This window comes from Streptomyces sp. NBC_00986 (assembly GCF_045162565.1).
In the GTDB taxonomy this organism is placed as follows: domain Bacteria; phylum Actinomycetota; class Actinomycetes; order Streptomycetales; family Streptomycetaceae; genus Streptomyces.
On record NZ_CP108733.1, the window covers coordinates 8,661,058 to 8,686,197 of the forward strand.

Annotated in this window: 17 protein-coding genes, 1 tRNA gene and 2 pseudogenes; 7 read left to right on the forward strand and 13 right to left on the reverse strand. The window is 69.3% G+C overall.

All coding sequences use genetic code 11. The features are described 5' to 3' along the window. Positions 1-30 precede the first annotated feature (30 nt). The 3 genes and pseudogenes from OG504_RS38765 to OG504_RS38775 form a co-directional block, all read right to left on the reverse strand. A pseudogene (locus OG504_RS38765) lies at positions 31-1,958 on the reverse strand (alkyl/aryl-sulfatase). A 107-nt stretch (positions 1,959-2,065) separates the two neighbouring features. After that, positions 2,066-2,811: pseudogene (locus OG504_RS38770) on the reverse strand (helix-turn-helix domain-containing protein). Between the two features lie 105 nt (positions 2,812-2,916). Then, positions 2,917-2,989: transfer RNA gene (locus OG504_RS38775), tRNA-Leu, on the reverse strand. 103 nt (positions 2,990-3,092) lie between these two features. Here OG504_RS38775 and OG504_RS38780 point away from each other — a divergent pair. Continuing rightward, the gene (locus OG504_RS38780) at positions 3,093-3,749 is read left to right on the forward strand and encodes an ANTAR domain-containing response regulator (protein ID WP_019062225.1); all 657 of its coding nucleotides are present in this window, start codon (positions 3,093-3,095) and stop codon (positions 3,747-3,749) included. Positions 3,750-3,839: 90 nt separating this feature from the next. Here the strand turns inward: OG504_RS38780 and OG504_RS38785 are convergent, their stop codons facing one another. The 8 genes from OG504_RS38785 to OG504_RS38820 all read right to left on the reverse strand — a co-directional run bounded on the left by OG504_RS38785 (position 3,840) and on the right by OG504_RS38820 (position 13,338). Further along, positions 3,840-4,556 carry an ABC transporter ATP-binding protein gene (locus tag OG504_RS38785; protein WP_033286781.1) on the reverse strand — a complete coding sequence of 239 codons (717 nt, stop codon included), beginning with the start codon at positions 4,554-4,556 and terminating at the stop codon, positions 3,840-3,842. Then, positions 4,553-5,398 (reverse strand): ABC transporter ATP-binding protein, encoded by an 846-nt coding sequence (locus OG504_RS38790; RefSeq protein WP_405993978.1) that lies wholly within the window; start codon positions 5,396-5,398, stop codon positions 4,553-4,555. The genes OG504_RS38785 and OG504_RS38790 overlap by 4 nt, the downstream gene beginning before the upstream one ends. Positions 5,399-5,404: 6 nt before the next feature. After that, a complete protein-coding gene (locus OG504_RS38795) occupies positions 5,405-7,219 on the reverse strand; it encodes a branched-chain amino acid ABC transporter permease (protein WP_405993979.1) in 1,815 nt (604 codons plus the stop codon). Positions 7,220-7,223: 4 nt separating this feature from the next. Next, on the reverse strand, positions 7,224-8,153 hold the full coding sequence (locus tag OG504_RS38800) for a branched-chain amino acid ABC transporter permease (RefSeq protein WP_033286784.1): 930 nt from the start codon (positions 8,151-8,153) through the stop codon (positions 7,224-7,226). Between the two features lie 139 nt (positions 8,154-8,292). Continuing rightward, positions 8,293-9,510 carry a branched-chain amino acid ABC transporter substrate-binding protein gene (locus OG504_RS38805; RefSeq protein ID WP_405996549.1) on the reverse strand — a complete coding sequence of 406 codons (1,218 nt, stop codon included), beginning with the start codon at positions 9,508-9,510 and terminating at the stop codon, positions 8,293-8,295. 225 nt (positions 9,511-9,735) lie between these two features. Beyond that, a complete protein-coding gene (locus OG504_RS38810) occupies positions 9,736-10,407 on the reverse strand; it encodes a hypothetical protein (RefSeq protein ID WP_405993980.1) in 672 nt (223 codons plus the stop codon). Positions 10,408-10,508: 101 nt separating this feature from the next. Further along, complete coding sequence (locus OG504_RS38815) at positions 10,509-10,997, reverse strand: PaaI family thioesterase (protein WP_405993981.1); 489 nt, start codon at positions 10,995-10,997, stop codon at positions 10,509-10,511. Between the two features lie 61 nt (positions 10,998-11,058). Then, the gene (locus tag OG504_RS38820) at positions 11,059-13,338 is read right to left on the reverse strand and encodes an FdhF/YdeP family oxidoreductase (protein WP_405993982.1); all 2,280 of its coding nucleotides are present in this window, start codon (positions 13,336-13,338) and stop codon (positions 11,059-11,061) included. A gap of 79 nt (positions 13,339-13,417) precedes the next feature. Here OG504_RS38820 and OG504_RS38825 point away from each other — a divergent pair, with 79 nt between their 5' ends. The 3 genes from OG504_RS38825 to OG504_RS38835 all read left to right on the forward strand — a co-directional run bounded on the left by OG504_RS38825 (position 13,418) and on the right by OG504_RS38835 (position 18,322). Further along, complete coding sequence (locus OG504_RS38825; RefSeq protein WP_405993983.1) at positions 13,418-13,771, forward strand: hypothetical protein; 354 nt, start codon at positions 13,418-13,420, stop codon at positions 13,769-13,771. 407 nt (positions 13,772-14,178) lie between these two features. Beyond that, complete coding sequence (gene polA, locus OG504_RS38830) at positions 14,179-16,917, forward strand: DNA polymerase I (RefSeq protein WP_405993984.1); 2,739 nt, start codon at positions 14,179-14,181, stop codon at positions 16,915-16,917. 1,015 nt (positions 16,918-17,932) lie between these two features. Beyond that, positions 17,933-18,322, forward strand: coding sequence for a hypothetical protein (locus tag OG504_RS38835; RefSeq protein ID WP_405993985.1), 390 nt, complete (start codon positions 17,933-17,935; stop codon positions 18,320-18,322). A 38-nt stretch (positions 18,323-18,360) separates the two neighbouring features. Here OG504_RS38835 and OG504_RS38840 read toward each other — a convergent pair whose 3' ends face one another. Continuing rightward, the gene (locus OG504_RS38840) at positions 18,361-19,224 is read right to left on the reverse strand and encodes a DUF4184 family protein (RefSeq protein WP_405993986.1); all 864 of its coding nucleotides are present in this window, start codon (positions 19,222-19,224) and stop codon (positions 18,361-18,363) included. Positions 19,225-19,486: 262 nt separating this feature from the next. Here OG504_RS38840 and OG504_RS38845 point away from each other — a divergent pair, with 262 nt between their 5' ends. The 3 genes from OG504_RS38845 (at position 19,487) to OG504_RS38855 (ending at position 22,576) form a co-directional block, all read left to right on the forward strand. Continuing rightward, positions 19,487-21,226, forward strand: a complete 1,740-nt coding sequence (locus OG504_RS38845; protein ID WP_405993987.1) for a lytic transglycosylase domain-containing protein — start codon at positions 19,487-19,489, stop codon at positions 21,224-21,226. 181 nt (positions 21,227-21,407) lie between these two features. After that, positions 21,408-21,542, forward strand: a complete 135-nt coding sequence (locus OG504_RS38850) for an SPW_0924 family protein (RefSeq protein WP_106437209.1) — start codon at positions 21,408-21,410, stop codon at positions 21,540-21,542. A gap of 41 nt (positions 21,543-21,583) precedes the next feature. Then, positions 21,584-22,576, forward strand: a complete 993-nt coding sequence (locus OG504_RS38855) for a DUF3068 domain-containing protein (protein ID WP_405993988.1) — start codon at positions 21,584-21,586, stop codon at positions 22,574-22,576. On the opposite strand, the gene hrpB is transcribed toward OG504_RS38855, so the two are convergent. Next, positions 22,566-25,085 (reverse strand): ATP-dependent helicase HrpB, encoded by a 2,520-nt coding sequence (gene hrpB / locus OG504_RS38860; protein WP_405993989.1) that lies wholly within the window; start codon positions 25,083-25,085, stop codon positions 22,566-22,568. The genes OG504_RS38855 and hrpB overlap by 11 nt on opposite strands. Between the last annotated feature and the right edge of the window lie 55 nt (positions 25,086-25,140).

Genomic DNA, 25,140 nt, shown 5'->3' on the forward strand with positions numbered 1-25,140 from the left:
CAAGTACCGCCAAACGGAGCCGAGTTGCTTCTACGGCGTGACAATCGGGAAGTCCGCCGCAGGAGCCACGATCACCGAGAACAACGTGGTGAGCAGAGTGACGTCACCCGAGATCTGGATCGCCCCCAACCCCTTCCCGGCCAACAGCTGCAGCAACTGCACCTTGTTCATGGTGAGCGTCAGCCCGGCGGAGGGGTTGGGCGAGGCACCCGACGTACGCGTCAACACACCGTGCTTCAGCCGGAGATGCCAGTACGTGCCCTGCCCCGGGAGATACCAGTCGATGGCGAGATCGAGATCCCACGCCTTGGGCTCGTCGATCCGCACCGACATGGCATCGATGAGCTGATCGACGGAGAGAGCCGCTTTTGCGTCGGTGCTGTCGGAGGTGGACGAAGGTGCCTTCACCCCGTCCCGCAACTCCATCGCACCCGTGAGATAGAAGTTCCGCCAGACCGCGTTCTCCGTCGCGTACGCCAGCTTTTCATAGACCTGCGCGAGAAGTTGCCTGGGCTTCTTCCGATCGGGCTCGGCGAATACACAATGGTTGAGGAGAGTGGCGGCGAAACGGAGATCGCCGTCACGGACGAATGCCCGGGCTTTCGCGAGGGCGGATTCCGGACCGCCCAACGCTTTGACATACGCTTCGCCTCCGCGACCGGCGGATGCTCCCGGAGATGAGCCGGATTTCCGTCGAACCAGCCCATGTACCGCTGATAAATGCCCTTCACGTTATGGCTGATCGACCCGTAATAACTCCGGTTCGCCCACACTTCCGCTAGCGCGGGCGGCAGTTGGAACTCCTCCGCGATTTCGCGCGCGGTGAGACCGGAGTTGAGCATCCGCAGGGTCTGGTCATGCATGTACGCATACAAGTCCCGCTGCGCTTCGAGGAGTTCGACGATCTCGTCGTTCCCCCACGTCGGCCAGTGGTGCGACGCGAACGCGACGTCGACCTGGCCGCCGTAGAGCCCGATCGACTCGGTCAGATACGCGGCCCACTGCTTGGCGTCGCGGACCTGGGCGCTGCGCAGCGTGATGATGTTGTGCATCGTGTGGGTGGCGTTCTCGGCCATGCAGACGGCACGGAGGTCCGGGAACAGGAAGTTCATCTCGGCGGGGGCCTCCGTCCCCGGCGTCAGCTGGAACTCCACGACGACGCCGTCGACGGTGAGGCGTTGCCCGGTGGTCGAGACGTACCGGGTGGGTTCGAGGAGCCCGATCGTCCCCGTGGAGATGTTCTGCCCGAGCCCACAACCGACTTGTGCGGCAGGGCTCTTGGGGAGCTGGGCGCCGCACATGCAGACGGAACGGCGGGTCATCGCCGTCCCCGCGTATACGTTCTCGGAGACCGCGTGCTCCATGAAACCCTCGGGCGCGATGATCGGTACGTCACCGGCACCGTCCGGGAGGACGCCTCGGCAGCCGCCGTAGTGATCGACGTGCGGATGCGTGTAGATGAGGCCGGTCACTTCTTTGTCGGCGACGTGGTCCCGGTACAACTGCCGTGCTGCGGCGGCGGTTTCGGCTGAGATCAGCGGGTCGATGACGATCACGCCGGTGTCGCCCTCGACGATCGTCATGTTGGAGAGGTCGAGTCCGCGGACCTGATAGATCCGGTCGGTTACCTTGAACAGGCCCTGTTTCCGGGTGAGTTGAGACATACGCCAGAGGCTCGCGTTGGTCGTTTTCGGAGCGCTGCCTTTGAGGAAGGCGTAGGCGTCGTTGTCCCGGATGGTGTCTCCGGCCGCGTTCTTGACGATGCCGGGTTTCAGGGCGGCGATGAATCCCTTGTCGGCGGCTGCGAAGTCGTCTTTATTGGAGAAATTGAGTTCGTTCATGTTTGTGGGGCTTTGTTCCTGACTCAGGGCTGTGGCGGACTCCGGGCTCATCGCTACGGCTGCAGCGTCGGCACCGGCGGCGACCGCGACGAAACCTCGTCTGTTCAGGGGTGTCATGCGGCCGAACATCGCGGGTGGGGTTTGTGCTGGTCAACGGTCGTGCGGGGAATTGGGGCAGGTCACAAAGGGGGTGGGGGTGGGTTGGGACGTGTCATGTTGCGGGGTCAGTGTTTGGGGCCTACGTGGGTGTCCATGAGGGCGACTGAGGCTTTGCGGGCGACGGAGATGTTGTGGGCGTTCGCCTGCTTCCAGCTGACGCCGACCTTGTCGAGGGTGTCGGTGTAGAGCTGCCTGATGTGCGTGGACAGGTTGGTGAAGAAGTACCGGGGGTATTCGTAGTGCTTTGTCTCACCGCCGACGAGGCGAGTCGTCCAGTTGGTGATACGGCAGCCGTCGGAGTGGACGAGACCCCGGATGAACTCCCAGGGGTGGGCGTCGACGATGTCCTGTTGCCAGGGTTCGAGGGCGATGCGGCGATCGTGTTTCTTGCCGGGGCCGTGCTGGGGGAAGAGATGGGGCCAGTGTCGGTAGTAGCTGGTCACCATCACGTAGCCCTCCTTCTGGAGTGCGAAGACGCCGATGCCCGGGCGCGCCTTCGCTATGGCCTCGCGGCACAGTTGGATGAGCCCGGGCCATGTGTCGGCGCACGCGATCCCGAGGTAGTGCCGGTGCCGCGAGGGTGGGCGCTGACGCAGCCGTCGCCGAGACAGAGGCCCAGGCGGTAGGCGTAGGCCTGATCGTCGGCGGGTGGCCCGGGGGCCGGAGTCGTGATGCTGGGCAGGGGTTCGAGTCGGTCCTGCCAGGAGCGGATCGTGGCGCGGGAGATGCCGGTCTCGCGACTTACGGAGTTGAGGCTGCGGCCCTGTTCGAGCAGCGCGAGTGCTCGCTTGCGTGTACTGATGTCGTACATGTGCACACTCTGTGAGAGTGATCGTCGTGACACGCAGCAGAAAGCGGAGGTTCACGCGAACGTGAACCTCCGCTTTAAATGTTTGCCTTCGATTTGAAGGAAAAGTGCCCCGAGTCGGATTCGAACCGACGCTTGATGGGTTTTGAATCCATTGTCTCTACCGCTGGACTACCGGGGCCCCTTTGAAACCAAGGTCAGCGGTCTCCCGCTGTGCCCCTACCTTATCGCAGCTAGGTAGGCTCTTGTCAGCACTACCCCCGTGCCCTGAACGAGGAGCCCCCGTGACCGCCCCCGAGTCGCCCCAGCCCGTAGACGCGCCCGACGACGACAAGTCGCACGTGCCTCCGCTGACGACCCGTGTCGTCATCGCCGAGGACGAGGCCCTGATCCGGCTCGACCTCAAAGAGATGCTGGAGGAGGAGGGGTACACCGTCGTCGGTGAGGCCGGTGATGGTGAGCAGGCCGTCGAGCTGGCCCGTGAGCACAAGCCCGACCTCGTGATCCTCGATGTGAAGATGCCCAAGCTGGACGGTATCTCCGCGGCCGAGAAGATCGCCGAGGAGGGCATCGCGCCCGTGCTGATGCTCACCGCCTTCTCGCAGCGCGACCTCGTCGAGCGGGCGAGGGACGCCGGTGCGATGGCGTACCTCGTGAAGCCCTTCAGCAAGAGTGACGTCGTGCCCGCGATCGAGATGGCGGTGTCCCGCTTCACCGAGCTCAAGCAGCTGGAGCAGGAGGTCGCCGACCTCACGCTCCGTCTGGAGACCCGCAAGCTGGTCGACCGTGCGAAGTCGATCCTGCAGACCGAGTACGGGCTGTCGGAGCCGGCCGCGTTCCGGTGGATCCAGAAGACGTCGATGGACCGTCGTATGTCCATGCAGCAGGTCGCCGAGGCGGTCATCCAGGACGCCGATGAGAAGAAGTCCTCGAAGGGCTGACACCCCGCGACGGTACGCACGACGAGGCCCGCGCCCCCAGCTTCGGGGGCGCGGGCCTCGTCGTAGAAAACGGAGACGGTGACAGGGACCTCAGTCCTCGCCGAGGTACGCCTTCCGTACCGACTCGTCGTGCAGGAGGTCCTCGCCTGTGCCGGAGAGGACGATGTTGCCGACCTCCATGACGTGGCCCTGGTCGGCCAGCGACAACGCCGCTTGGGCGTTCTGTTCGACCAGGAGGATCGTCGTGCCTGACGCCTTGAGCTCCACGATCGTCGCCAGGATCTTCTGCATCATGATCGGCGAGAGACCCATGGACGGCTCGTCCAGCATCAGGAGCTTCGGCTGGGACATGAGCGCGCGGCCCATCGCCAGCATCTGCTGCTCGCCGCCGGACAGCGTGCCCGCTGCCTGCTTCTGACGTTCTCCGAGGATGGGGAAGAGGTCGTAGGCGCGCTGGATGTCCTTCTCGATGCCCGCGTTGTCCTTGCGGAGGAAGGCGCCGAGTTGGAGGTTCTCCGCGATCGTGAGGCGGGGGAAGATGTGCCGGCCTTCGGGGGAGTGGGCCAGGCCGAGGGCGACGATCTTGTGGGCGGGGACGCTGTTGAGCGGCTTGCCGTCGAAGGTGATCTTGCCGCCCGAGGGCTGCAGCAGGCCCGAGAGGGTGCGCAGGGTCGTGGTCTTGCCGGCGCCGTTGGTGCCGATGAGGGTGACGACCTGGCCGGCTTCGACGCTGAAGGAGATGCCCTTGACGGCTTCGATCTTGCCGTAGGAGACCCTGAGGTCCTCGACCTCTAGCAGTGCGGTCACTGGGCTTCTCCCTTGGTGCTGGTGGTGCTCTCCGCTTCCGTGGTCCCGGCTGTGGGTGCCGTGTCGTCGGGGGTGCCTTCGAACGGTTCGCCGAGGTAGGCGGCTACGACGCGTTCGTCGGCCTGGACGACGTCGGAGGTGCCTTCGACGAGTTTCTCGCCCTGGACGAGGACGGCGACGCGGTCGCAGAGGTTGAAGATGAAGCGCATGTCGTGCTCGATGACGAGGACGGCGATGCCCTTGTCGCGGATGGCGAAGACCAACTCTTCGGTGGCGCGGGTCTCTTGGGGGTTCATGCCGGCCGTCGGCTCGTCCAGGAGGAGGAGACCGGGCTCGGATGCCAACGCCCTGGCGATCTCCAGCTTGCGCTGCTCGCCGTAGGGGAGGTTCCTCGCCAGGTGGTCGCGCTTGTGGGCGAGGCCGATGAACTCCAGGAGTTCCATGGCGCGTTCTTCGCTCGCCTTTTCGGCCTTCTTGAAGCCGGGGCCGCGGAGGAGGGCCGACCAGAGGCCTTCCTTGGTGCGGGTGTGGCGGCCTACGAGGACGTTTTCCAGGACCGTCATGTTGGAGAACAGGCGGATGTTCTGGAAGGTGCGGGCGATGCCGGCCATGGTCACCAGGTGGGGCTTCGGCGGTAGCACCGTGCCCTTGTAGGAGACCGTGCCCTCGGTGGGGACGTAGAGGCCGGTGAGGCAGTTGAAGAAGGTGGTCTTGCCGGCGCCGTTGGGGCCGATGAGGCCTACGATCTCGCCGGAGTTGACGGTGAAGTCGACGGAGCGGACGGCGGTGAGGCCGCCGAAGCGCATGGTGACGTCACGGGCTTCGAGTACTGGTGTCGTCATGGCTCTCTACGCCCCTGCCTTGGTGATGGCCGGTTCGTCGGTCAGGGTCGTGGTGTCCGGTACGTCGAGCTGGCCGGTCTCGTGGAACTCGAGCTGGCGTCGGCGGTTGGGGATGATGCCTTCGGGGCGGAAGCGCATCAGGAGGATGAGCGCGATGCCGAAGGCGAGGAGCGACTTGTCCTGGAGGGCGACGAGCTTCTCCGGGAGCAGGTAGAGCAGGGCGGCGCCGAGGAAGGGTCCGGAGACGGTGCCCATGCCGCCGAGGACGACGGCGGCCAGGAGGAACGCGGAGTTGGGCGGGGCCGCTCCGGCGAACTGGTACGGGTTGGGCACCACGCTGTAGGTGACGTGGGCGCTGACGGTGCCCGCGAGGCCGGCGAGGGTGGCGCCGAGGGCGAACGCGATGAGCTTGACGCGGAAGCCGTTGATGCCCATGGCGGTGGCGGCGGTCTCGTCCTCGCGGATGGCGATCCAGGAGCGGCCGATGCGGGAGTCGGAGGCGCGGCGGTAGATCGTGACCACGAGCGCCATGATCACCACCATCAGCAGGTAGTAGTTGGCGAAGCGGCCGATGGTGAAGCCGGCGATGTCGTGGGTGTCCCCGAAGTTGAAGCCGAAGAACGACAGGTCGGGGATGGACGGGATGCCGTTGGGGCCGTTGGTGATGTCGGGGCCGGAGACGCCGTCCATGTTGTTGACGGCGATGCGGAAGATCTCTCCGAAGCCGAGGGTCACGATGGCGAGGTAGTCGCCGCGCAGGCGCAGGGTGGGGGCGCCGATGAGGACGCCGAAGACCAGCGATGCGGCGGCGCCGGTGAGGGCGGCGGCCCAGAAGGGGAACTGGACGCCGGAGAACTTGGAGAACTCGGAGCCGGAGACCAGGGCGGCGGTGTAGGCGCCGACGCCGAGGAAGGCGACGTAGCCGAGGTCGAGGAGTCCGGCGAGGCCGACGACGATGTTGAGGCCGAGGGCGACGGTGCCGAAGATGAGGATGTTGACGCCGAGGTTGGCGTAGTGGTCGTTGGTCTGGGTGAAGGGGAAGCCGATCGCGGCGACGAAGCCCATGGCGAGGGCGAAGCTGCGGTTGTTGGCCGTGAGGTGGCTGAAGCGGTCGAAGAGGCCGGCGGTCTGCAGGGCCCAGGCGGTGAAGACGACGACGATGAGGAAGCCGACGAAGAGTTCGTCCTCGGCGTCGATGCCGTAGGCGAAGACGGTGAGGGCGAGGGCGGCGACGATCGTGATGACGAGTCGCTGGATCCAGGGTGCGGTGGCCTGGGGGGCCGGGATGCGGTCGGCCTTGGCGATGTACGCCTTGAGCGCTTCCTTGGTGGTGTCGGTGGCGTCCTGCGGGAGGGCGAGGGCGCCGATGACGGGGAGCAGGGAGGCTACGGCGGCGATGTAGGTGCCGGGTTCCCAGTTGACGATGCCCCCGAGTTCGGCGGCGATCGCGATGACCGTGTACCAGGTGACGGCGAAGCCGCCGAGGGCGGTGAGGACGAGGGGTGCGTTGTTGCGGGCGGGCCGGAGCCAGCCGAGTCCTCGGACGCCGTAGGTGGAGAGGGCGAAGAGCGCGGTGATGATGCCTGCGACGAGGGTGAGGACCTGGAGGCCGCCGGGGTAGCCGTTGACGGTGAGGTCGCCGGGGAAGTCGGAGGTCCAGGTCCAGCGCAGGAACGTGGAGGCGGCGGTGAGGACGCCACCGGCCAGGAGGAGGGCGCGGGCGGCTGCGAGGGGCAGCGGGATGATGCCGCGTTGTGCTCCGGGCGCGGGGGTGGCGTCGTCGGCGGGCGGGGTGGCCGGGGTTTTGGTCGTCTCGGTCATGTGATCACGCCCTGTCCGCGACGCGTTCGCCGAGCAGGCCCTGTGGCCTGAACAGCAGTACGAGGATGAGGAGACAGAAGGCCCAGACGTTGGCCCAGCTGGAGCCGCCGAGCTGTTCCATGCCGGGGATCTTGCTGATGTAGGCGGAGGCGAGGGTCTCGGCCACGCCGAGGACGACTCCGCCGAGCATGGCGCCGTAGATGTTGCCGATGCCGCCCATGACGGCCGCGGTGAAGGCCTTGAGGCCCATCAGGAAGCCCATGCGGTAGTCGATGTTGCCGTACTTGAGGCCGTAGGAGACGGCTGCTACGGCGGCGAAGAAGCCGCCGATGGCGAACGCTATGACGATGATGCGGTTGGTGTCGATGCCCATGAGCTGCGCGGTGTCCGGGTCCTGGGCCGTGGCCTGCATGGCGCGGCCGGTGCGGCTCTTGCGGACGAACCAGGCGAGGCCGGACATGCAGACGATGGCGGCGATGACCAGGAAGATGTCGGCGTCGGAGATGGTGACGGAGCCGATGTCGTGGTTGCCGTCGAGGCTGGGGAAGGAGCGGGCCTTGTCGGCGCCCGGGTAGAAGTTCCGGACGAGCTCCTGGAGGGACAGGGAGAGGCCGATGGCGGTGATGAGGGGGGCCAGCCGTGGTGCTTGCCGCAGGGGGCGGTAGGCGAAGCGTTCGGCCCCTACCGCGACGAGGACGGAGACGATTCCGCCGCCGATCAGCATGAGTGGTACGGCGACCACCATCGAGGTGCCGTCGGGCAGGATGTAGGCGTAGACCGTGAGGGCGCCGAAGGCGCCGGTCATGAAGATCTCGCCGTGCGCGAAGTTGATGAGCTGGACGATGCCGTACACCATCGTGTAGCCGATGGCGATCAGCCCGTACATCGAGCCTAGGAGCAGCCCGTTGGCCAGCTGCTGCGGCAGGGTGTTCACCGCGTGGCCTCCATTGTCGCTGGTGGTCGTGTGCACAGATCGCGTGCCTGGGGTGGGGGGGTGTGACAACGGGCCGCGCGGTCGGGATCCTCCTTCCGCGCGGCCCGTGGTGCGGTGGTGCTGTGTGCGCCGACCGAGGTCAGCTGCCGTTGAAGGTGCCGGTCTTCACGGCCTTCCAGGCGCCGTTGGTGACCTGGTAGACGGTGAGCTGCTTGTTCGTGGTGTCGCCGTACTCGTCGAAGGCGACCTTGCCGGAGATGCCTTCGAAGTCGGACTTCTGTACGGCGGTGACGACCTTGGAGCGGAGGTCGTCGCCGGAGGGCAGCTTGTCGCTGTTGCCGTCCTTGACGGCCTTCACGGCCTTGATGATGGCGCTGGCGGCGTCGTAGGCGTAGGCACCGTAGGCGCCGTAGTCACCCTTGTAGCCCTTGGCCTTGTAGGTCGCGATGAACGCCTTGGCGGCGGGCAGGGTGTCCGCGGGGACGCCGACGGAGGTGGCGAGGTCACCCTCGGCGGACTTGCCGGCGGTCTGGATGTAGGTGGTGGCGAACATGCCGTCACCGCCGAACAGCGGGATTTTGACGCCGGCGCCCTTGAGCTGCTTGGTGATCTTCTCCGACTCGTCGTACTGGCCGCCGTAGTAGAGCAGGTCGGCGCCGGAGTTCTTGATCTTGGTGACGAGGGTGCTGAAGTCCGTGTCACCGGTGTTGACGTGGTCGGTGCCCGCGATGGAGCCGCCGAGCTTCTTGAAGGCGCCGTTGAAGATCCCGGCCAGGCCGGCGCCGTAGGTCTGCTTGTCGTCGACGACGAAGGCCTTCTTCTTCTTGAGGCCGTTGTACGCGTAGTCGGCGGCGAAGGCACCCTGCAGGGCGTCGGTGGTGGCGGTGCGGAAGTACGTCTTGTACGGCCGCGTCTTGCTGGTCTGCCAGTCCTTGCCCTGGGTCAGGGCGGGGTTGGTGTTCGAGGGGGAGATCTCGACCATGTTGGCCGAGGCGAACACCTGCTGCATCGACTGGGCGACGCCGGAGTTCAGCGGGCCGACGGCGCCGACGACGCTCTTGTCGCCCGTGAAGGCGGTGGCGTTGGACTGGCCGGTGGCGGGCTGGGCCTTGTCGTCCAGGGCCTTGACCTTGAACTTGACGCCGGGGACCCAGTTGTTCTTGTTGGCGTCGTCGACGGCGATCTGGACGCCGTACTGGATGCCGAGGCCGGTGGTGGAGTTCTCGCCGGACAGGGGGGCGTCGACACCGATGGTCAGGGTGGTCGACCCGCTGTCGCTCTTGCTGCCGCTGTCCCGGGAGCCGCACGCGGTGAGGGTCAGAGCTCCGGTCGTGAGAACGGAGGTCAGTATCACCAAAGAACGCTGTCGCACAATCAGTCCTTTCCGCAGACACCGTCGCCCCGGTATGGAGCGGCAAGGTGCTGCGCTGGTACCCAACTCCCGATGGAGCGGTGACTGGCCGTGACTCTAAGCCCGGTCTGTAGGCATGGGCATCGTCGTGCGCTGGCTTGTGACTTTCTTGTTATGACGTGCAGGTTGGCGGGGATCGTGGAGGGTGGGTCTCAGCCGGTTTGGCGGAATTCAGCCGCGGTCCACATTTTGAGAACCTGCACTTCCGCTTGGCCGTGGGCCTGGCCTGGCGTTTGTCGTGCCGCAGGCCCTGTGGAGGAGCTGGGAAAGGTCCTTGGAGTAGGCGCTGCCGAAGATGAAACTGTGGTGTTGTATTGCGCGCGTGTTACGCAGCGTTACGTCCAGAAAGGCGAGGTCCGCATTCAGGGGCAGTCCCGAACAGTCGGAAACCGATATCTCCACCGTGACGCGGCGGGTCGCCCCGGTGTGGACGGTGAAGGACGGGGCGGGGACGGCCTGGGCGGTGAGCCCGTCGAAGGCGGCGCCGGTGACCCGGATGGCGACGGGGGGTCCGCTGTCCACGGTGACGGCGAAGCGGAAGAAGCCGGTCGTGGTGGGGGTGTCGGTGGTCTGGGCGAGCCCGGTGTAGCGCCATTCGGTGATGTTCGCGGGCCACGGCACGGGCGGGGTGGGGTTCTCCTGCCGCCCGTCGTGGAAGGGCGGCAGGAGGACGGCTCCGACGCCCACGGCGGCGACCGTGCCCGCCGCGAGCACGGCCCTGCGGGTGCGCCGCGGCAGGGTGTGCCAATGGTCGCCCAGGCGGGGTGAGTCACCCCCGATGACTTCGTAACTCCCGTCTCTCTCCGCTGAGTCGACGGATTCGACGGGCCCGATACCGCTCATGCCGGCAGCCTCATGGGGAAACGGTAGGGGAGTGGACGGGGGTGCGGAAGACGGGGTCAAGATCCGCCGGTCCGGGGCCGGTTCGCGGCGCGCGCGGAGATTCAGCTCGCGGTGTTCGCGGGGATCGGGTCGCCCGGCTTCAGGTCCCGCAGCATGCAGGTCAGCCGCGCGGTGCACACCCGTCGCCCGTCCTCGTCACTGATCACGATCTCGTACGTCGCCGTCGAGCGGCCCCGGTGGACGGGGGTGGCGACGCCGGTGACGAGGCCGGAGCGGGCGCCGCGGTGGTGGGTGCAGTTGAGGTCCACGCCGACGGCGAGCTTCGTGCTGCCGCCGTGCAGCATGGACCCCAGCGAGCCGAGGGTCTCGGCCAGGACGGCGGAGGCGCCGCCGTGCAGCAGTCCGTACGGCTGGGTGTTCCCCTCGACGGGCATGGTGCCGACGACGCGCTCGGCGGACGCCTCGACGATCTCCACGCCCATCCGGGTGCCGAGGTGCCCGGCGGAGAAGAGGGCGACCAGATCGACGCCGAGGGCCGAGTACTCGTCGATGACGTCCTGCGGGAACTTCCCGTGCTGCTGCTCGCCCATGGGGCCGACTCCGTTCGTCCTGCGTCCGGCTGGTGGACCTGCCTGTCGGCTGAGCGAACGCTCAGTCGGTGGCCGATTGTTCCAGACGTACGACGACGGACTTGCTGGCCGGGGTGTTGCTGGTGTCGGCGGTGGCGTCCAGGGGGACCAGGACGTTCGTCTCCGGGTAGTAGGCGGCCGCGCAGCCCCGGGCCGTCGGATAGTGAACGACGCGGAAACCGGGCGCCCGCCGCTCCACGCCGTCCTTCCACTCGCCGACCAGATCGACGTACGACCCGTCGGCGATCCCCAGCCGGGCGGCGTCGTCGGGGTGGACCATGACGACCCGTCGGCCGTTCTTGATGCCCCGGTAGCGGTCGTCGAGGCCGTAGATCGTGGTGTTGTACTGGTCGTGCGAGCGCAGCGTCTGCAACAGCAGGCGCCCTTCCGGGAGTTCGGGGTACTCGACGGGAGCCGCGGTGAAGTTGGCCTTGCCGGTGGCGGTGGGGAAGCGGCGTTCGTCGCGCGGGGCGTGCGGGAGGGCGAAGCCCCCGGGGTGGGCCACGCGCGCGTTGAAGTCCTCGAAGCCGGGGATCACGCGCGCGATGCGGTCGCGGATCGTCGCGTAGTCCTTCTCGAACTCCTCCCAGGGCGTGCGGGATCGGTCGCCGAGGACACGGCGGGCGAGGCGGCACACGATGGCCGGCTCCGACAACAGCTCGGCGCCCGCGGGCTCCAGGCGGCCGCGGGAGGCGTGCACCATGCCCATGGAGTCCTCGACGGTCACGAACTGCTCACCGCCGCCCTGGAGATCGCGCTCGGTGCGGCCCAGGCAGGGCAGGATCAGGGCACGCGCGCCCGTGACGGCGTGCGAGCGGTTGAGCTTCGTCGACACGTGCACGGTGAGGCTGGCGCGCCGCATGGCGGCCTCGGTGACCTCGGTGTCGGGGGACGCGGACACGAAGTTGCCGCCCATGGCGAAGAAGACCTTCGCGGCGCCGTCGCGCAGGGCGCGGATCGCGGCGACGACGTCGTAGCCGTGCTCGCGCGGCGGGGCGAAGCCGAACTCCTTCTCCAGGGCGTCCAGGAACGCGGGTGCGGGGCGCTCGAAGATGCCCATAGTGCGGTCGCCCTGCACGTTGCTGTGGCCGCGCACCGGGCACACGCCGGCGCCGGGGCGGCCGATGTTGCCGCGCAGCAGAAGGAAGTTGACGACCTCGCGGATGGTCGGGACGGCGTGCTTGTGCTGCGTGAGGCCCATCGCCCAGCACACGATGGTGCGCTCGGAGGCGAGGACCATCTCCAGGGCCTTCTCGATCTCCGGGCGGGTCAGCCCGGTGGCGAGGAGCGTCTCGTCCCAGTCGGCGTCCCGCGCGGCGGCGGCGAACTCCTCGTAGCCGTGGGTGTGTTCGTCGATGAAAGGCTGGTCGACCGCGCCGTCCGTCTCGAGGATGAGCTTGTTCAGGAGGCGGAAGAGGGCCTGGTCGCCGCCGATGCGGATCTGCAGGAACAGGTCGGTGAGGGCGGCGCCCTTGAGCATGCCCTGCGGGGTCTGCGGGTTCTTGAACTTCTCCAGGCCCGCCTCGGGCAACGGGTTCACGCTGATGATCTTCGCGCCGTTGGCCTTGGCCTTCTCCAGGGCGGAGAGCATGCGCGGGTGGTTGGTGCCCGGGTTCTGGCCGGCGACGACGATCAGGTCGGCCTGGTAGAGGTCCTCCAGGAGGACGCTGCCCTTGCCGATGCCGATCGTCTCGTTCAGCGCCGAACCACTGGACTCGTGGCACATGTTGGAGCAGTCGGGCAGGTTGTTGGTGCCCAACTCCCTTGCGAACAACTGGTACAGGAACGCGGCCTCGTTGCTGGTGCGGCCCGAGGTGTAGAACAGCGCCTCGTCGGGGGAGCCGAGGGCGGCGATCTCCTCCGCGATGATGTCGAAGGCACGCTCCCAGGAGACCGGTTCGTAGCGCTCGGCCCCTTCGGGGAGATACATGGGATGCGTCAGACGCCCCTGTTGCCCCAGCCAATACCCGCTGCGGGTCGCGAGGTCGGCCACCGGATGGGCCGCGAAGAACTCCGGGGTGACCCGGCGCAGGGTGGCCTCCTCGGCGACCGCCTTCGCGCCGTTCTCACAGAACTCCGCCGCGTGCCGGTGGTCCGGCTCCGGCCAGGCGCAGCCCGGGCAGTCGAAGCCGTCCTTCTGATTGACCCGCAGCAGCGTCAACGCGGTGCGCCTGACCCCCATCTGCTGCTGGGCGATGCGCAACGTGTGCCCAATCGCCGGGAGTCCGGCCGCGGCGTGCTTCGGCTCGGTGACCTGCGGGGCGTCCTGGACGGGATCACCCTTGGGCGGCTTCGTGGCCATCGCGGGCCCTCCTTCACTGGCACATGTGCGCTACACCTTCGATCCTCGCACGGGGCAGTGACAACGCCGAGGTCGGTTCGTGGGATCTATGGATTCGGGGGGTGCGGTGTGTGCGCTGGGTGAGGCGGGGCGGGCCTCGGTCCAGGTCGCGACGAGCGGGGGTCCGGCGTATGTGCGGCGGGGCAACGGCTTCTTCTCGGCGGGCGGCGGCTACGAGGGGTCCGGCGTGGGCGCGGGGCCGAGGCGCGGGGTGGGTCTGCCCGGCTCCTCGTCGCGGCCGGTGCCGCTGGTCCGGCTGGTCTTCGCCGCCGCGGGTGCCGCCGCCCGGCCGGCCTGTGTGGCGGCGGGCGGTGTCGGTCGTCCGTCCGGTGTGCACGGGGGCGAGCTGGGACGCGTCCTCCCGAGTCCGCGTCCCCTGTCGCGACGACGGTGACCCTGGCACGCGCGCGGGGCCGTTGCCACGCGCGTGTGATTCAGAGCGGTGTTCGCCGGAGGCGAGGCGGTTGATGCCCCGGCCGTTGTCACGCGCGCCGTTGCCACGCGCACGTGACGGGGCGGCCACGGGGACGGGTTCTCTCCTACGACCGTCACGGAGACGGGTTCTCCTACGACCGTTGCCGCGACGCGACCGGGCTCACCGCCTTCGCCTTCCGCGGACTGCCTTCACCCCCGAGGTTCGGATTCGCCTCCGAGCCGCGGGTCACGGCGATTTCGGCCGCTCCTCCCGTTGCTGCGGCGGCGAGTTCCGGCACCCTTGGTGCGAACCCGCCGTCGCGACCGTGACCTCCGACGCGGCGGCCGTGACTCCGACTGTCAGTGGGGCGTGGCAGGATCGGGGTCGTGGCAGAGACAGCATCGAAGAAGACCGACAAGACCTCCGGGAACACCTCCGGCGGAGACCGTCCACGGCTGATGCTGATGGACGGGCACTCGCTGGCCTACCGCGCGTTCTTCGCGCTGCCCGCGGAGAACTTCACGACCGCGACGGGCCAGCCGACGAACGCGATCTACGGCTTCGCGTCGATGCTGGCCAACACCCTGCGTGACGAGGCGCCCACACACTTCGCGGTGGCCTTCGACGTGTCCCGCAAGACCTGGCGCTCCGAGGAGTTCACCGAGTACAAGGCGAACCGCTCCAAGACCCCGGACGAGTTCAAGGGCCAGGTCGAGCTGATCGGCGAGCTGCTCGACACGATGCACGTGTCCCGGTTCGCGGTCGACGGCTTCGAGGCCGACGACGTCATCGCCACGCTCGCCACCCAGGCCGAGGCCGAGGGCTTCGACGTGCTGATCGTCACCGGCGACCGCGACTCGTTCCAGCTCGTGTCCGACCACACCACGGTCCTGTACCCGACGAAGGGCGTCTCCGAGCTGACCCGGTTCACTCCGGAGAAGGTCGTCGAGAAGTACGGGTTGACGCCCGCCCAGTACCCCGATTTCGCGGCACTGCGCGGCGACCCGTCCGACAACCTCCCGGGCATCCCGGGTGTCGGTGAGAAGACCGCCGCGAAGTGGATCAACCAGTTCGGTTCGTTTAACGAGTTGGTGGAGCGCGTCGACGAGGTCAAGGGCAAGGCCGGGCAGAACCTCCGCGACCACCTGGACGCCGTCAAGCTCAACCGCCGCCTGACCGAGATGGTCAAGGACGTCGAGCTGCCCAAGACGGTGACCGACCTGGAGCGCGCTCCGTACGACCGCACGGCCCTCGCGATGGTTCTCGACACCCTGGAGATCCGCAACCCCTCCCTGCGCGAGCGCCTGTTGGCCGTCGACCCGGGCAACGAGGAGGCCGAGGCGACCCCGCCCGCCGAGAGCGGCGTGGCAGTCGACGGCTCGGTCCTCGGCACCGGCGAACTGACCGGCTGGCTCGCCGACTACGGTACCGAGCCGCTCGGCGTCGCCACCGTCGACACCTGGGCGCTCGGCTCGGGTTCGGTGACCGAGGTCGCGCTCGCCACCGCCGGGGGAGCGGCCGCCTGGTTCGACCCCGCCGAGCTGGACGAGAGCGACGAGAACGCGTTCGCGGCCTGGCTGTCCGACGCCGACCGCCCCAAGGTGTTCCACAACGCCAAGGGCGCGATGCGGGTCTTCGCCGAGCACGGCTGGACGATCGCCGGCATCTCCATGGACACCGCGCTCGCCGCCTATCTGGTCAAGCCCGGCCGCCGCTCCTTCGACCTGGACGCGCTGTCCCTGGAGTACCTCGGCCGCGAACTGGCCCCCGCCGCCACGGCCGACGGTCAGCTGGCCTTCGGCGCGGACGACGGCGCCGAGGCGGACGCCCTGATGGTGCAGGCCCGCGCGATCCTCGACCTCGGGGACGCCTTCGGGGAGCGCCTCCAGGAGGTCGGCGCGGCGGACCTCCTGCGTGACATGGAGCTGCCCACCTCGATCCTGCTGGCCCGCCTGGAGCGCTCCGGCATCGCGGCCGACAAGGCCCACCTCGAAGCCATGGAGCAGATGTTCGCCGGCGCCGTCCAGCAGGCGGTGAAGGAGGCGCACGCGGCGGCCGGGCACGAGTTCAACCTCGGCTCGCCCAAGCAGCTCCAGGAAGTCCTCTTCGGCGAACTCGGCCTGCCCAAGACGAAGAAGACGAAGACCGGCTACACGACGGACGCGGACGCCCTTGCTTGGCTGGCCAACCAGACCGAGAACGAACTGCCGGTCATCATGCTCCGCCACCGCGAACAGGCGAAACTGCGCGTCACCGTAGAGGGCCTGATCAAGACGATCGCGACGGACGGCCGCATCCACACCACGTTCAACCAGACGGTGGCGGCGACGGGTCGTTTGTCGTCGACGGACCCGAACCTGCAGAACATCCCGGTCCGCACGGACGAGGGCAGGGCGATCCGCAGGGGCTTCGTGGTGGGCGAAGGCTACGAATCGCTCATGACCGCGGACTACAGCCAGATCGAACTCCGCGTGATGGCCCATCTCTCCGAGGACGAGGGCCTGTTGGAGGCGTTCACCTCGGGCGAGGACCTGCACACCACGGTCGCCTCCCAGGTGTTCTCGGTCGAGGGTTCCGCGGTCGACGCGGAGATGCGCCGCAAGATCAAGGCGATGTCGTACGGCCTCGCCTACGGCCTGTCCGCCTTCGGCCTCTCCCAGCAGCTGAACATCGACGCGGGCGAAGCACGGGTCCTGATGGACACGTACTTCGAGCGCTTCGGCGGCGTACGGGACTATCTGCGCCGCGCGGTCGACGAGGCGAGGGCGACGGGTTACACGGCGACCCTCTTCGGCCGTCGCCGCTACCTCCCCGACCTCAACAGCGACAACCGCCAGCGCCGCGAGGCCGCCGAGCGCATGGCCCTCAACGCCCCGATCCAGGGCACCGCGGCGGACATCGTCAAGATGGCCATGCTCAAGGTCGACACCGCCCTGCGCGAGGCCGACCTCAAGTCCCGCATGCTCCTCCAGGTCCACGACGAAATCGTCCTGGAGATCGCCCCAGGGGAACGAGCGGCCACAGAGGAACTCGTCCGCCACGCGATGGCCGGCGCGGTCCACCTCCGGGCCCCGCTGGACGTCTCGGTGGGAGTGGGACCGGACTGGGAGTCCGCCGCGCACTAGCCTCCGGCGGTTGAGCGGGGATTGTGCGGGGGGTCGCTCCGGCCGGGGGTGGGGTGTGCCGGCCGGGGTGGGATGGGTTGCGGGCGGTCTGGGAGAGGCCGGGGTGCGTGCCGGCCGGGGTGGTGGGCGGCGAGCTCTGCGGCTGGCGTGGCGAGCGGTGGCGAGTCCCGGCTGGGGGCGTGCTGCGGTGAGTCACGGCGAGGGTGGGTGACGGGGAACCGTGGCTCGCGTGAGTGGCTACGGGATGTCGCTGGGGCTGGCTGTGGAGGGTCGGCCGAGGTGTGTTGCCGGGGCGGGCTGCGGAAGATCGGCAGAGAGGTGCCGCGCCGCTGGAGAGCCCGGACGCCTGGGCTCACCTTCGTCCCTCCCCACCGACTGTGGGGCCCGCCCTTGCAGTCCACCCTCACCGCCTGTAGACCCTGCCCTTGCAGTCCCCCTGTACGAAATCCCGCCGCGAACGCCCACCACGGCACAGCCGCCGGTACCGCCGTGCCTTCCCGGGGTTCTTTGATCCGGCCCGCACAAGAACTCCGCCGCGATGCCGCGAACGCCCACCACGACATGCCTGCCGGCACCGCAGCACCTGCCCCGGTTCTGAGATCCGCCCCGCAAGAGATTCCCGCCGCAACGGCGAGCACCCACCACAACCCGTCCCGGCGGTGCCGACCCCACCCCCGCCCCTCCCAGGCCGCCCGCACCGCTTCCCGCCTCAGCCGGCGCAGACCCTCTCCCGGGCCGCCCCGCAGGGCACCCGCGCGGCATCGCACCTGGGCCAGGGCACACCCCCTCCTGGGCCGCCCCGCAGGGCACCCACACCGCTTCCCACCTCAGCCAGCGCACACCCCTCCCTCGGTCGCCCCGCAAGGCACCCGCCCCGCACCCCACCCCGCCCGGCACACACCCGCCCCGGCCACAGAAACCCCCGCACAACCCCCGCCCAACCCCCGGAGGGCCCGTCACTCGCGTGGCCCCCGCGGAAGCGCCTCCCGGCTCCGGTGACCGTAAGGATGCGGGCATGGGTATACGCACGCTTCACCGCCGGACGGCTCAGGCGCAGGCAGCGGGTGCCGCTGCCGCCCAGGGTGCGCTTCGACCGCCGGTTCCGGCCTTCGCGGCCGGCGCAAGCACCGCCCGCATCCCCGCCGACCTCGCGATGGCCGTCCGGCACACGGCCGCAGGCCTCCGGCGCCGCCTCACGTTCCGGGACGACACGGCCGTAGACCCCCGAGAACAGGCCAGACATCCCCAGGGACCCGCGACCACCCCCACCGGCACCGCCGTCTGGCGGCTCTGGGCCGAGCTGGGGCGCAGCTACCTGGACCTCGTCCTCACCCGGATCCCGAGGTCACCCTCCGCGCACACCATGACGGTGTTCATCGCGACCCCGCCGGACGGCTCGGCGTGACCGCGTCCCCTCGGCCCTCCGCCGCCCCCTGGTCATGCTCAGCGTGAGCCGGCGCTACGGTCCCGCTCCGCGCTGACCCCGTCCGGATCTCCAGGCACCCCGGCCGTCGCCGGGCGCCACACGCGGACGCCGACCGCGTAAAGGAGCACGCCCAGAACCAGTCCCGCCCCCGCGCCGAAGCACAGGGTCGGGATCAGGTCCCAGGGGGTTGCCGTCGAGCCCCAGTAGGCCCACCAGGTCGACGCCCGTTCCGCCGCCGCGGTCAGGGCGCAGGCGGCCAGGACGACTCCGGCCGCCCACCGGTCCCGTACCGACAGCTCGGGCACCCCCACCGGCTCGGTGGCCGGAACCCGTCGTAGCGCACGTACCACGAAGGCCGTGATCAGCAGCGCGCCGAGCGCCGAACTGCCGTACTGCAGGGCCGAGAACAGCGGCCTGCCGCCCAACTCCCGGTCGAGGACGGGGAACAGCCGTACGCCCCACCGGTCGTGGTGCGTGAACGCGTCCCAGACGACGTGGGTCAGGCCGCCGAGCACCGCCGAGACGTACCACCACGCGGCCAGTGACGGGGTCGCACGCGCGCGTGGAGCGCCGCAGCGCAACAGGGTCGCCGTCCGGGCCTGGCGGGCGCGCGGGAGCAGGGCCACCAGGGGCTCGCGCAGGAGCAGCCACAGGCCGACCGTCGCCCAGGTGATCGCGACGTCGACCGTGAAGACGCCCGGGAAGGAGTGCGTGACCTCACCGAACTCCATCGCCCCGGGGACCGCACTCGCCGCGTAGTACGTCATGTCGGGAGCGAAGGAACCCGCCACCAGCACCGCCGGTACGAGACGCCCGCGCCCCCGTCCGTCGCCGCGCACGGCGGGCAGTACGGCGGCGGCATGACTCAAGGTGAACGGCAACGGGGCTCCCCGTAGGAGACATCGGCATATGGCCAGGCGGTGAATAACGGTCACGAACGGGTGCCCGTGCAAAGCAAGTTGTCGTAGGGTCGCCTGGGTCCCCGCGCAGGGGGAACGCGGTCGAACGGAAGAGCGGAACAAGCGTACAGAACAACCGAAAAGCATCGCGAGGGCAACCTGTGACGCGGGTCGATCGTCACAACAGGCGCAGAGGCAACAGACAAAGACGGGCGCTCGGGCGTCCCTGGGAGGGGTTCACTCCATGACGGCGCATTTCGGCAGGCGGCTGCGCAAGGGTGCGGCGACGACGGCGGTGGCCGCGGCAGCGGTCGCGGCACTGTCCGCGTCCCAGGCTCCGGCGGTGACCGGCGGCCACAGAACGCTCGCCACCGGCCAGGCGACGCCCGACGGGAGCACCGACCACAGCGCCACCGGAGACTCGCCGTACTACACGGACCTCCCGCCCCTGAGCAGCCCCGTCCCGAGCCCGAGCGACAGCCAGTCGCCGTCCATAGGGACCCCGGTCTCGGTGGGCGAGGCCGAGGCCGGCATCCCGGCGACCGTCCTCGACGCCTACAAGAAGGCCGAGACCGAACTCGCCTCCTCCAAGCCCGGCTGCAACCTGCCCTGGCAACTCCTCGCCGCCATCGGCAAGGTGGAGTCCGGCCAGGCCCGCGGCGGCCAGGTCGACGCGGACGGCACCACGACCTCCAAGATCCTCGGCCCCGCGCTCGACGGCAACGGCTTCGCGCTCATCAAGGACACCGACCACGGTCTGTACGACGGCAACAGCACGTACGACCAGGCCGTCGGACCCATGCAGTTCATCCCGTCCACCTGGGCCTGGGCGGGACGCGACGGCAACGGCGACGGGGTCAAGGACCCCAACAACGTCTACGACGCCGCACTCGCCGCCGGCCACTACCTGTGCCGCAACGACTGGAACCTGTCGACCGACGCGGGCCTGCGCAGCGCGATCCTCAGCTACAACAACTCGACGGACTACCTGAACACGGTCCTGTCCTGGCTGGAGTACTACCGCAAGGGCACCCACTCGGTCCCGGACGGCACGGGCACAGTCCCGTCGGGCCGCAGCGACGACAACTCCCCGTCCACTCCTACGACTTCGCCCTCGTCGTCGACTCCGAGCACCCCGTCGACCCCTTCCACGCCGAGCACTCCGTCGACCCCTTCCACGCCGGGCACCCCGACGCAGACCCCCACCCCGACGCCCACGCCCACGCCGACCCCCACCGACACGGTGGCCAAGCTCGCGGACGCGGGCACGGCGAAGCTCACGGCGGTCGCGGGCGACCAGTTCAGCAAGAAGATCAGCACCAAGGCCGAGACCTCGGCGGGCAAGACCGTCGCCAAGGTCAGGATCCGGTTCACGATCGTCGGGACCACGGACGCCACGTTCGTCGGCGGCGAGAAGGTCGCCGCGGTGAACACCAACGCCTCCGGTGTGGCCGTCGCCCCTGCCCTCCAAGCCGGCGAGACGACCGGTGACTTCACCGTCCGCGCGACCGTCGTCGGCCGCACGATCGCCGGTCTCGACTACGGGGCCAGCGTCACGCCCCGCGTCGCCGACACCCTCGTCCGCACCAGCACCACGGCGCTGACCTGCACGGCGGGCGGCGAGTTCGCCGACCAGGTCGAGGTGAAGGCCACGGAGAACGGCGCGGTCGCCGACAAGGTCGCCGCCACCGCGACCCTCATCAAGGCCGCCGACGACGCCACCGAGAACGACAAGGGCCCCTACTTCAAGGACGCGGACGGCAAGACCGTACGCACCCTCACGGGCCTGGCCACGGATGCCGACGGTCTCCTGAAGCTGCCGAAGCTGTACGCCGACGACACCACCGGCACCTTCCTGCTCCGCATCACCACCACGGGCGGCGCGACCCTCACGGTCGAACTGACCGTGACGGCGGCAGACACCTCGTCGTCCAGCCCGAGCGCGAGCGCGAGCCCGAGCCCGTCCGCGTCACCGAGCGCGTAGTCCGGCCGCACGACCGTAGGACGAGGGCGCCCTCCGCTTCGGCGGGTGGGCGCCTTCGTCGTGTCCCTACGTCATGCGTGTGCAACGTGTTCTCATCTCGCCCGCGCGTTGCTACGGTGCCCGACCTGACGACCTATCAGTTCCTGAATCCATTCGGTTTCTGTCTGTCGGGAGGCCCGGCATGCGTGCCCTGATCGCCGCCGCGACCGGACTCGTGCTCGCGTTCGCGCTGGTCCTGACCATCACCGCGATGGGCTCACCGATGGGGAAGACCTCCCCGAAACCGCTGCTGACGACGGTGCCCGCGCACCCGTAAACGCTTGCGCAAGCGTTTGACTCCCTGGGATGGAGGCCGAGATGCGCCGCAAGGCCAGCCTGATCCTGCTCGCCCTCGCCGTGTTCTTCACGGCGCTGTCCCCGCTGCTGCGCTGGTACGCCTTCCCGCGCCTGGCCAAGATCCCGGCGAACCAGTACCAGGACATGGTCCTGGAGGCGAAGAACGCCACCCTCCTCGACTACGGCACCATGCAGGCCAAGACGGTCCCCAAGGTCACCATCGTGCAGACCCTCAAGGGCAACGTCGAAGCCGCCAAGAAGATCGACAAGACGGCCGGCCGGGACGTCGTCGTCTGGGACGGTCTGTCCTACGTCCAGGGCCCCGACGGCAAGATGGTCTCCTCCATCCCGGAGCGGTACATCTTCGACGCGCACACCCAGGACCCCGTCCACGCCACCGGCGAGATGGTCGACGGCGACCCGGTGAAACGGGACGGCATCGAGTTCAAGTGGCCGTTCCTGACGCAGAAACGGGACTACGAGTACTTCGACGCGCAGACCCGCACCACCAACCCCATCCACTACAAGGGCACCCAGAACTTCCGCGGCGTCAAGGTCTACTACTTCGAGCAGACCATCCCCTGGACCAAGGTCCCCTTCCCCAAGACCATGCCCGTGAAGGGCATCACCCCGGAGTCCGTCGCCAAGACGGGCACCACCCGCTGGTACACCACGGTCCGCAAGTTCTGGGTCGAACCCGTCACCGGGGCACCGGTCTACGGCGAGGAGATCCACAAGGAGGAGCTGCGCGGCGGCACCCTCCTGGGGGGCCGGGACAAGGTGACGGCGTTCGCCGGCGACGTGAAGATGCGCGAGGACTACATCAAGCACACCGTCGCCCTGGTGAAGTCCAACCGCACCCTCGTCCTGCTGATGGTCTCCTACCTCCCCTGGGGCTTCCTGACCCTCGGCCTGCTCCTGCTGGCCCTCTCCCTCTACCTGGAGGCCCGCAGCAGGCGCCCCGGAGACCCCGCCCCCACCGAGATCCACGAACCCGAACCGGTCACCGCCTGAGCCGCGCGTTGGTGAACCGCGTGGCCTCGGCGCTTGCCGGATCCTCCGGCCACGGATGCTTCGGGTACCGCCCCCGCAACTCGGCCCGCACGCCCTTGTAGCCGTCCTTCCAGAAGGAAGCGAGATCGGCGGTGACGGCGGCGGGCCGCCCGGCGGGGGAGAGGAGATGCACGAGCACGGGCACCCCGGCGACGGTCGGCGACTCGTGCAGTCCGAACATCTCCTGCAACTTCACGGCGAGCACGGGCTGTTCGGGATTCCCGTAGTCGATCCGGATCCTGGACCCACTCGGCACGAGCAACCGCTCCGGAGTCAACTCGTCCAACCGTCCCGCGTCCCCCGAGGCCCACGGCAACAACCGCCGCAGCCCCTGCCCCGCCTCGATCCGCCCCAGATCCCCCCGCCGCCGCGCCCGCCCCAACTCCGGCTCCAACCACTCGTCCACACGCGCGTGGAGCGCATCGTCGGACACGTCGGGCCAAGGCTCCCCGACATTCACATGCAGGAACGCCAGCCGCTGCCGCAGCACTTGGGCATCCGCGGACCACCGCAACAGCCCGAACCCTTCCTGCCGCAGCCCTTCAACAAGCGCATCCCGTACGGCAACGGGGTCGGCGTTCTTCAAAGGCCGCACCGCCAACTCGACGGCCCCGAGCCGCTCGACGCGCCGGGCCACGACATCGCCGCCGGCCCAGTGGACCTCGTCCACCTCGCTGAGCAGCGCCCCGGCCGCGAACCGGGCGATGTCCTCGTCGACCACGGCGCCGAGCTGCACGCGTGCGTGCCCCTTGCCGATCGGCCGGTCGGCCACGGCGACAGCGATCCAGGGCGCCCCGCGCAGGGCACTGGCTTCGCCGACTTCGGCACGGGTGCCGGAGACGAGGAGGTAGGAACCACCGTCGGCTTTGGCGACGCGTTCGGGGTAGGCGAGGGCGGCGACGAGTCCGACGGCACGGTCATCGCTTGTGACGTCCACTTCTTGAGGGCCGTAACGGGTGGGTGGGCGGGAAATTTCTGCCCCCACGGCCCGCAGCCGCCGAACCTCCGCACGCCAACGCCCCGCATAGGCGTCCCCTCCACGCCGGGCACTCCGCAAAGCCCCGGCAAGATCATCGCCGTACGCCCGCGGCGCCTCCTCGCTCAGCAGCGCGACAACCTCGGCGCCCGCCGCCCCCGTGTCCAACAGGGCCCGCCCCAGCCGCGGATGCAGCCCCAGCCGAGCCAACTGCACACCCCGAGCAGTCGCACGCCCACCCGAGTCGACGGCACCCACGGCCGCCAGAACCCCCCGCGCCGCAGCCATCGCCCCGGAGGGCGGCGCGTCCAGCAACGCCAGCCCCGACGCCCCAGGATCCCCCCAGCACGCCGCCTGCAGGGCGAACGCCGTCAGATCGGCCACCTTGATCTCCGGCGCCGGAAAACGCGGCAGACGGGAATCCTCGGCCTCGGCCCAGCACCGGTACACCGCCCCCGGTGCCTCACGCCCGGCTCGCCCCGCCCGCTGCCGCCCGGCCGCCTGTGACGCCCGAACCGTCGCCAACGCGCTCAGCCCGCGCGCGTGATCGACCCGCGGCTCCCGCGCCAACCCCGAGTCGACGACCACCCGTACACCGGGAATCGTCAGCGAGGACTCCGCCACGGACGTCGCGAGCACCACCCGCCGCCGCGCCCCGGGCGACAGCACCGCGTCCTGCACGGCGGCCGGCGCCCGTCCGTGCACCTGGAGCACCTCGGTCCCGCCCAGGTCGCCCAACTGCCCGGCCACACGCGCGATTTCCCCGACCCCGGGCAGGAAGCACAGCACGTCCCCGTCCCGCTCGCCCAACGCCCGCCGTACCGTCGACGCCACGTGGGTGAGCAGCGCCGGGTCCACGCGCATCCCGTGCGGCGGCCGTACGGGACCTACCGGAGGCGTCCAGACGACCTCCACCGGGTACGCGACACCCTCCGCCTCGACCACCGGCGCATCGCCCAGCAGCCGGGCCCAGCCCTGCGCGTCGGTGGTCGCGGACGCCGCGACCAGCCGCAACTCGGGCCGCAGGGCCTCCCGTACGTCGACCAGGAAGGCGGCCACCGTGTCCGCGTCCAGGTGCCGCTCATGGCACTCGTCCAGGATCACGGCGTCGACGCCCGCCAACTCCTGGTCCCGTTGCAGCCGTTGGAGCAGCACTCCGGTCGTGACGACCTCCACGCGTGCGTGCCGTCCGACGATTCGCTCGCCGCGCACGGTGTAGCCGACGCTCTCGCCGACCTTCTCGCCCAGCAGCCACGCCATGCGCCGGGCCGCCGCGCGCGCCGCGATCCGCCGCGGCTCGGCGACGACCACCCGCCGCGCGGGACCCTCGTTCCCCTCGCCGAGCAGCCCGGCCAGCGCGAGCGGCACCAGCGTCGTCTTGCCGGTGCCGGGCGGCGCGACGAGCACGGCCGCACCGCCCGCCTCCAGGGCGGCGTCAAGTCCGGGCAGGGCACTGCGGACGGGCAGCGCGTCGAGGGCGTCGTAGCGGATCACGACCCCAGTGTCGTACGCCGTGCGGAACGACCTCTACGCGCGCGTGCCCGCGTTC

Excerpts from the sequence above, each read along its gene's own strand:
- OG504_RS38790 (WP_405993978.1), bottom strand. The coding sequence starts at position 5,398 with ATGACGACACCAGTACTCGAAGCCCGTGACGTCACCATGCGCTTCGGC.
- OG504_RS38795 (WP_405993979.1), bottom strand. The coding sequence starts at position 7,219 with ATGACCGAGACGACCAAAACCCCGGCCACCCCGCCCGCCGACGACGCC.
- OG504_RS38810 (WP_405993980.1), bottom strand. The coding sequence starts at position 10,407 with ATGAGCGGTATCGGGCCCGTCGAATCCGTCGACTCAGCGGAGAGAGAC.
- OG504_RS38815 (WP_405993981.1), bottom strand. The coding sequence starts at position 10,997 with ATGGGCGAGCAGCAGCACGGGAAGTTCCCGCAGGACGTCATCGACGAG.
- OG504_RS38820 (WP_405993982.1), bottom strand. The coding sequence starts at position 13,338 with ATGGCCACGAAGCCGCCCAAGGGTGATCCCGTCCAGGACGCCCCGCAG.
- OG504_RS38835 (WP_405993985.1), top strand. The coding sequence starts at position 17,933 with ATGGGTATACGCACGCTTCACCGCCGGACGGCTCAGGCGCAGGCAGCG.
- OG504_RS38845 (WP_405993987.1), top strand. The coding sequence starts at position 19,487 with ATGACGGCGCATTTCGGCAGGCGGCTGCGCAAGGGTGCGGCGACGACG.
- OG504_RS38850 (WP_106437209.1), top strand. The coding sequence starts at position 21,408 with ATGCGTGCCCTGATCGCCGCCGCGACCGGACTCGTGCTCGCGTTCGCG.
- OG504_RS38855 (WP_405993988.1), top strand. The coding sequence starts at position 21,584 with ATGCGCCGCAAGGCCAGCCTGATCCTGCTCGCCCTCGCCGTGTTCTTC.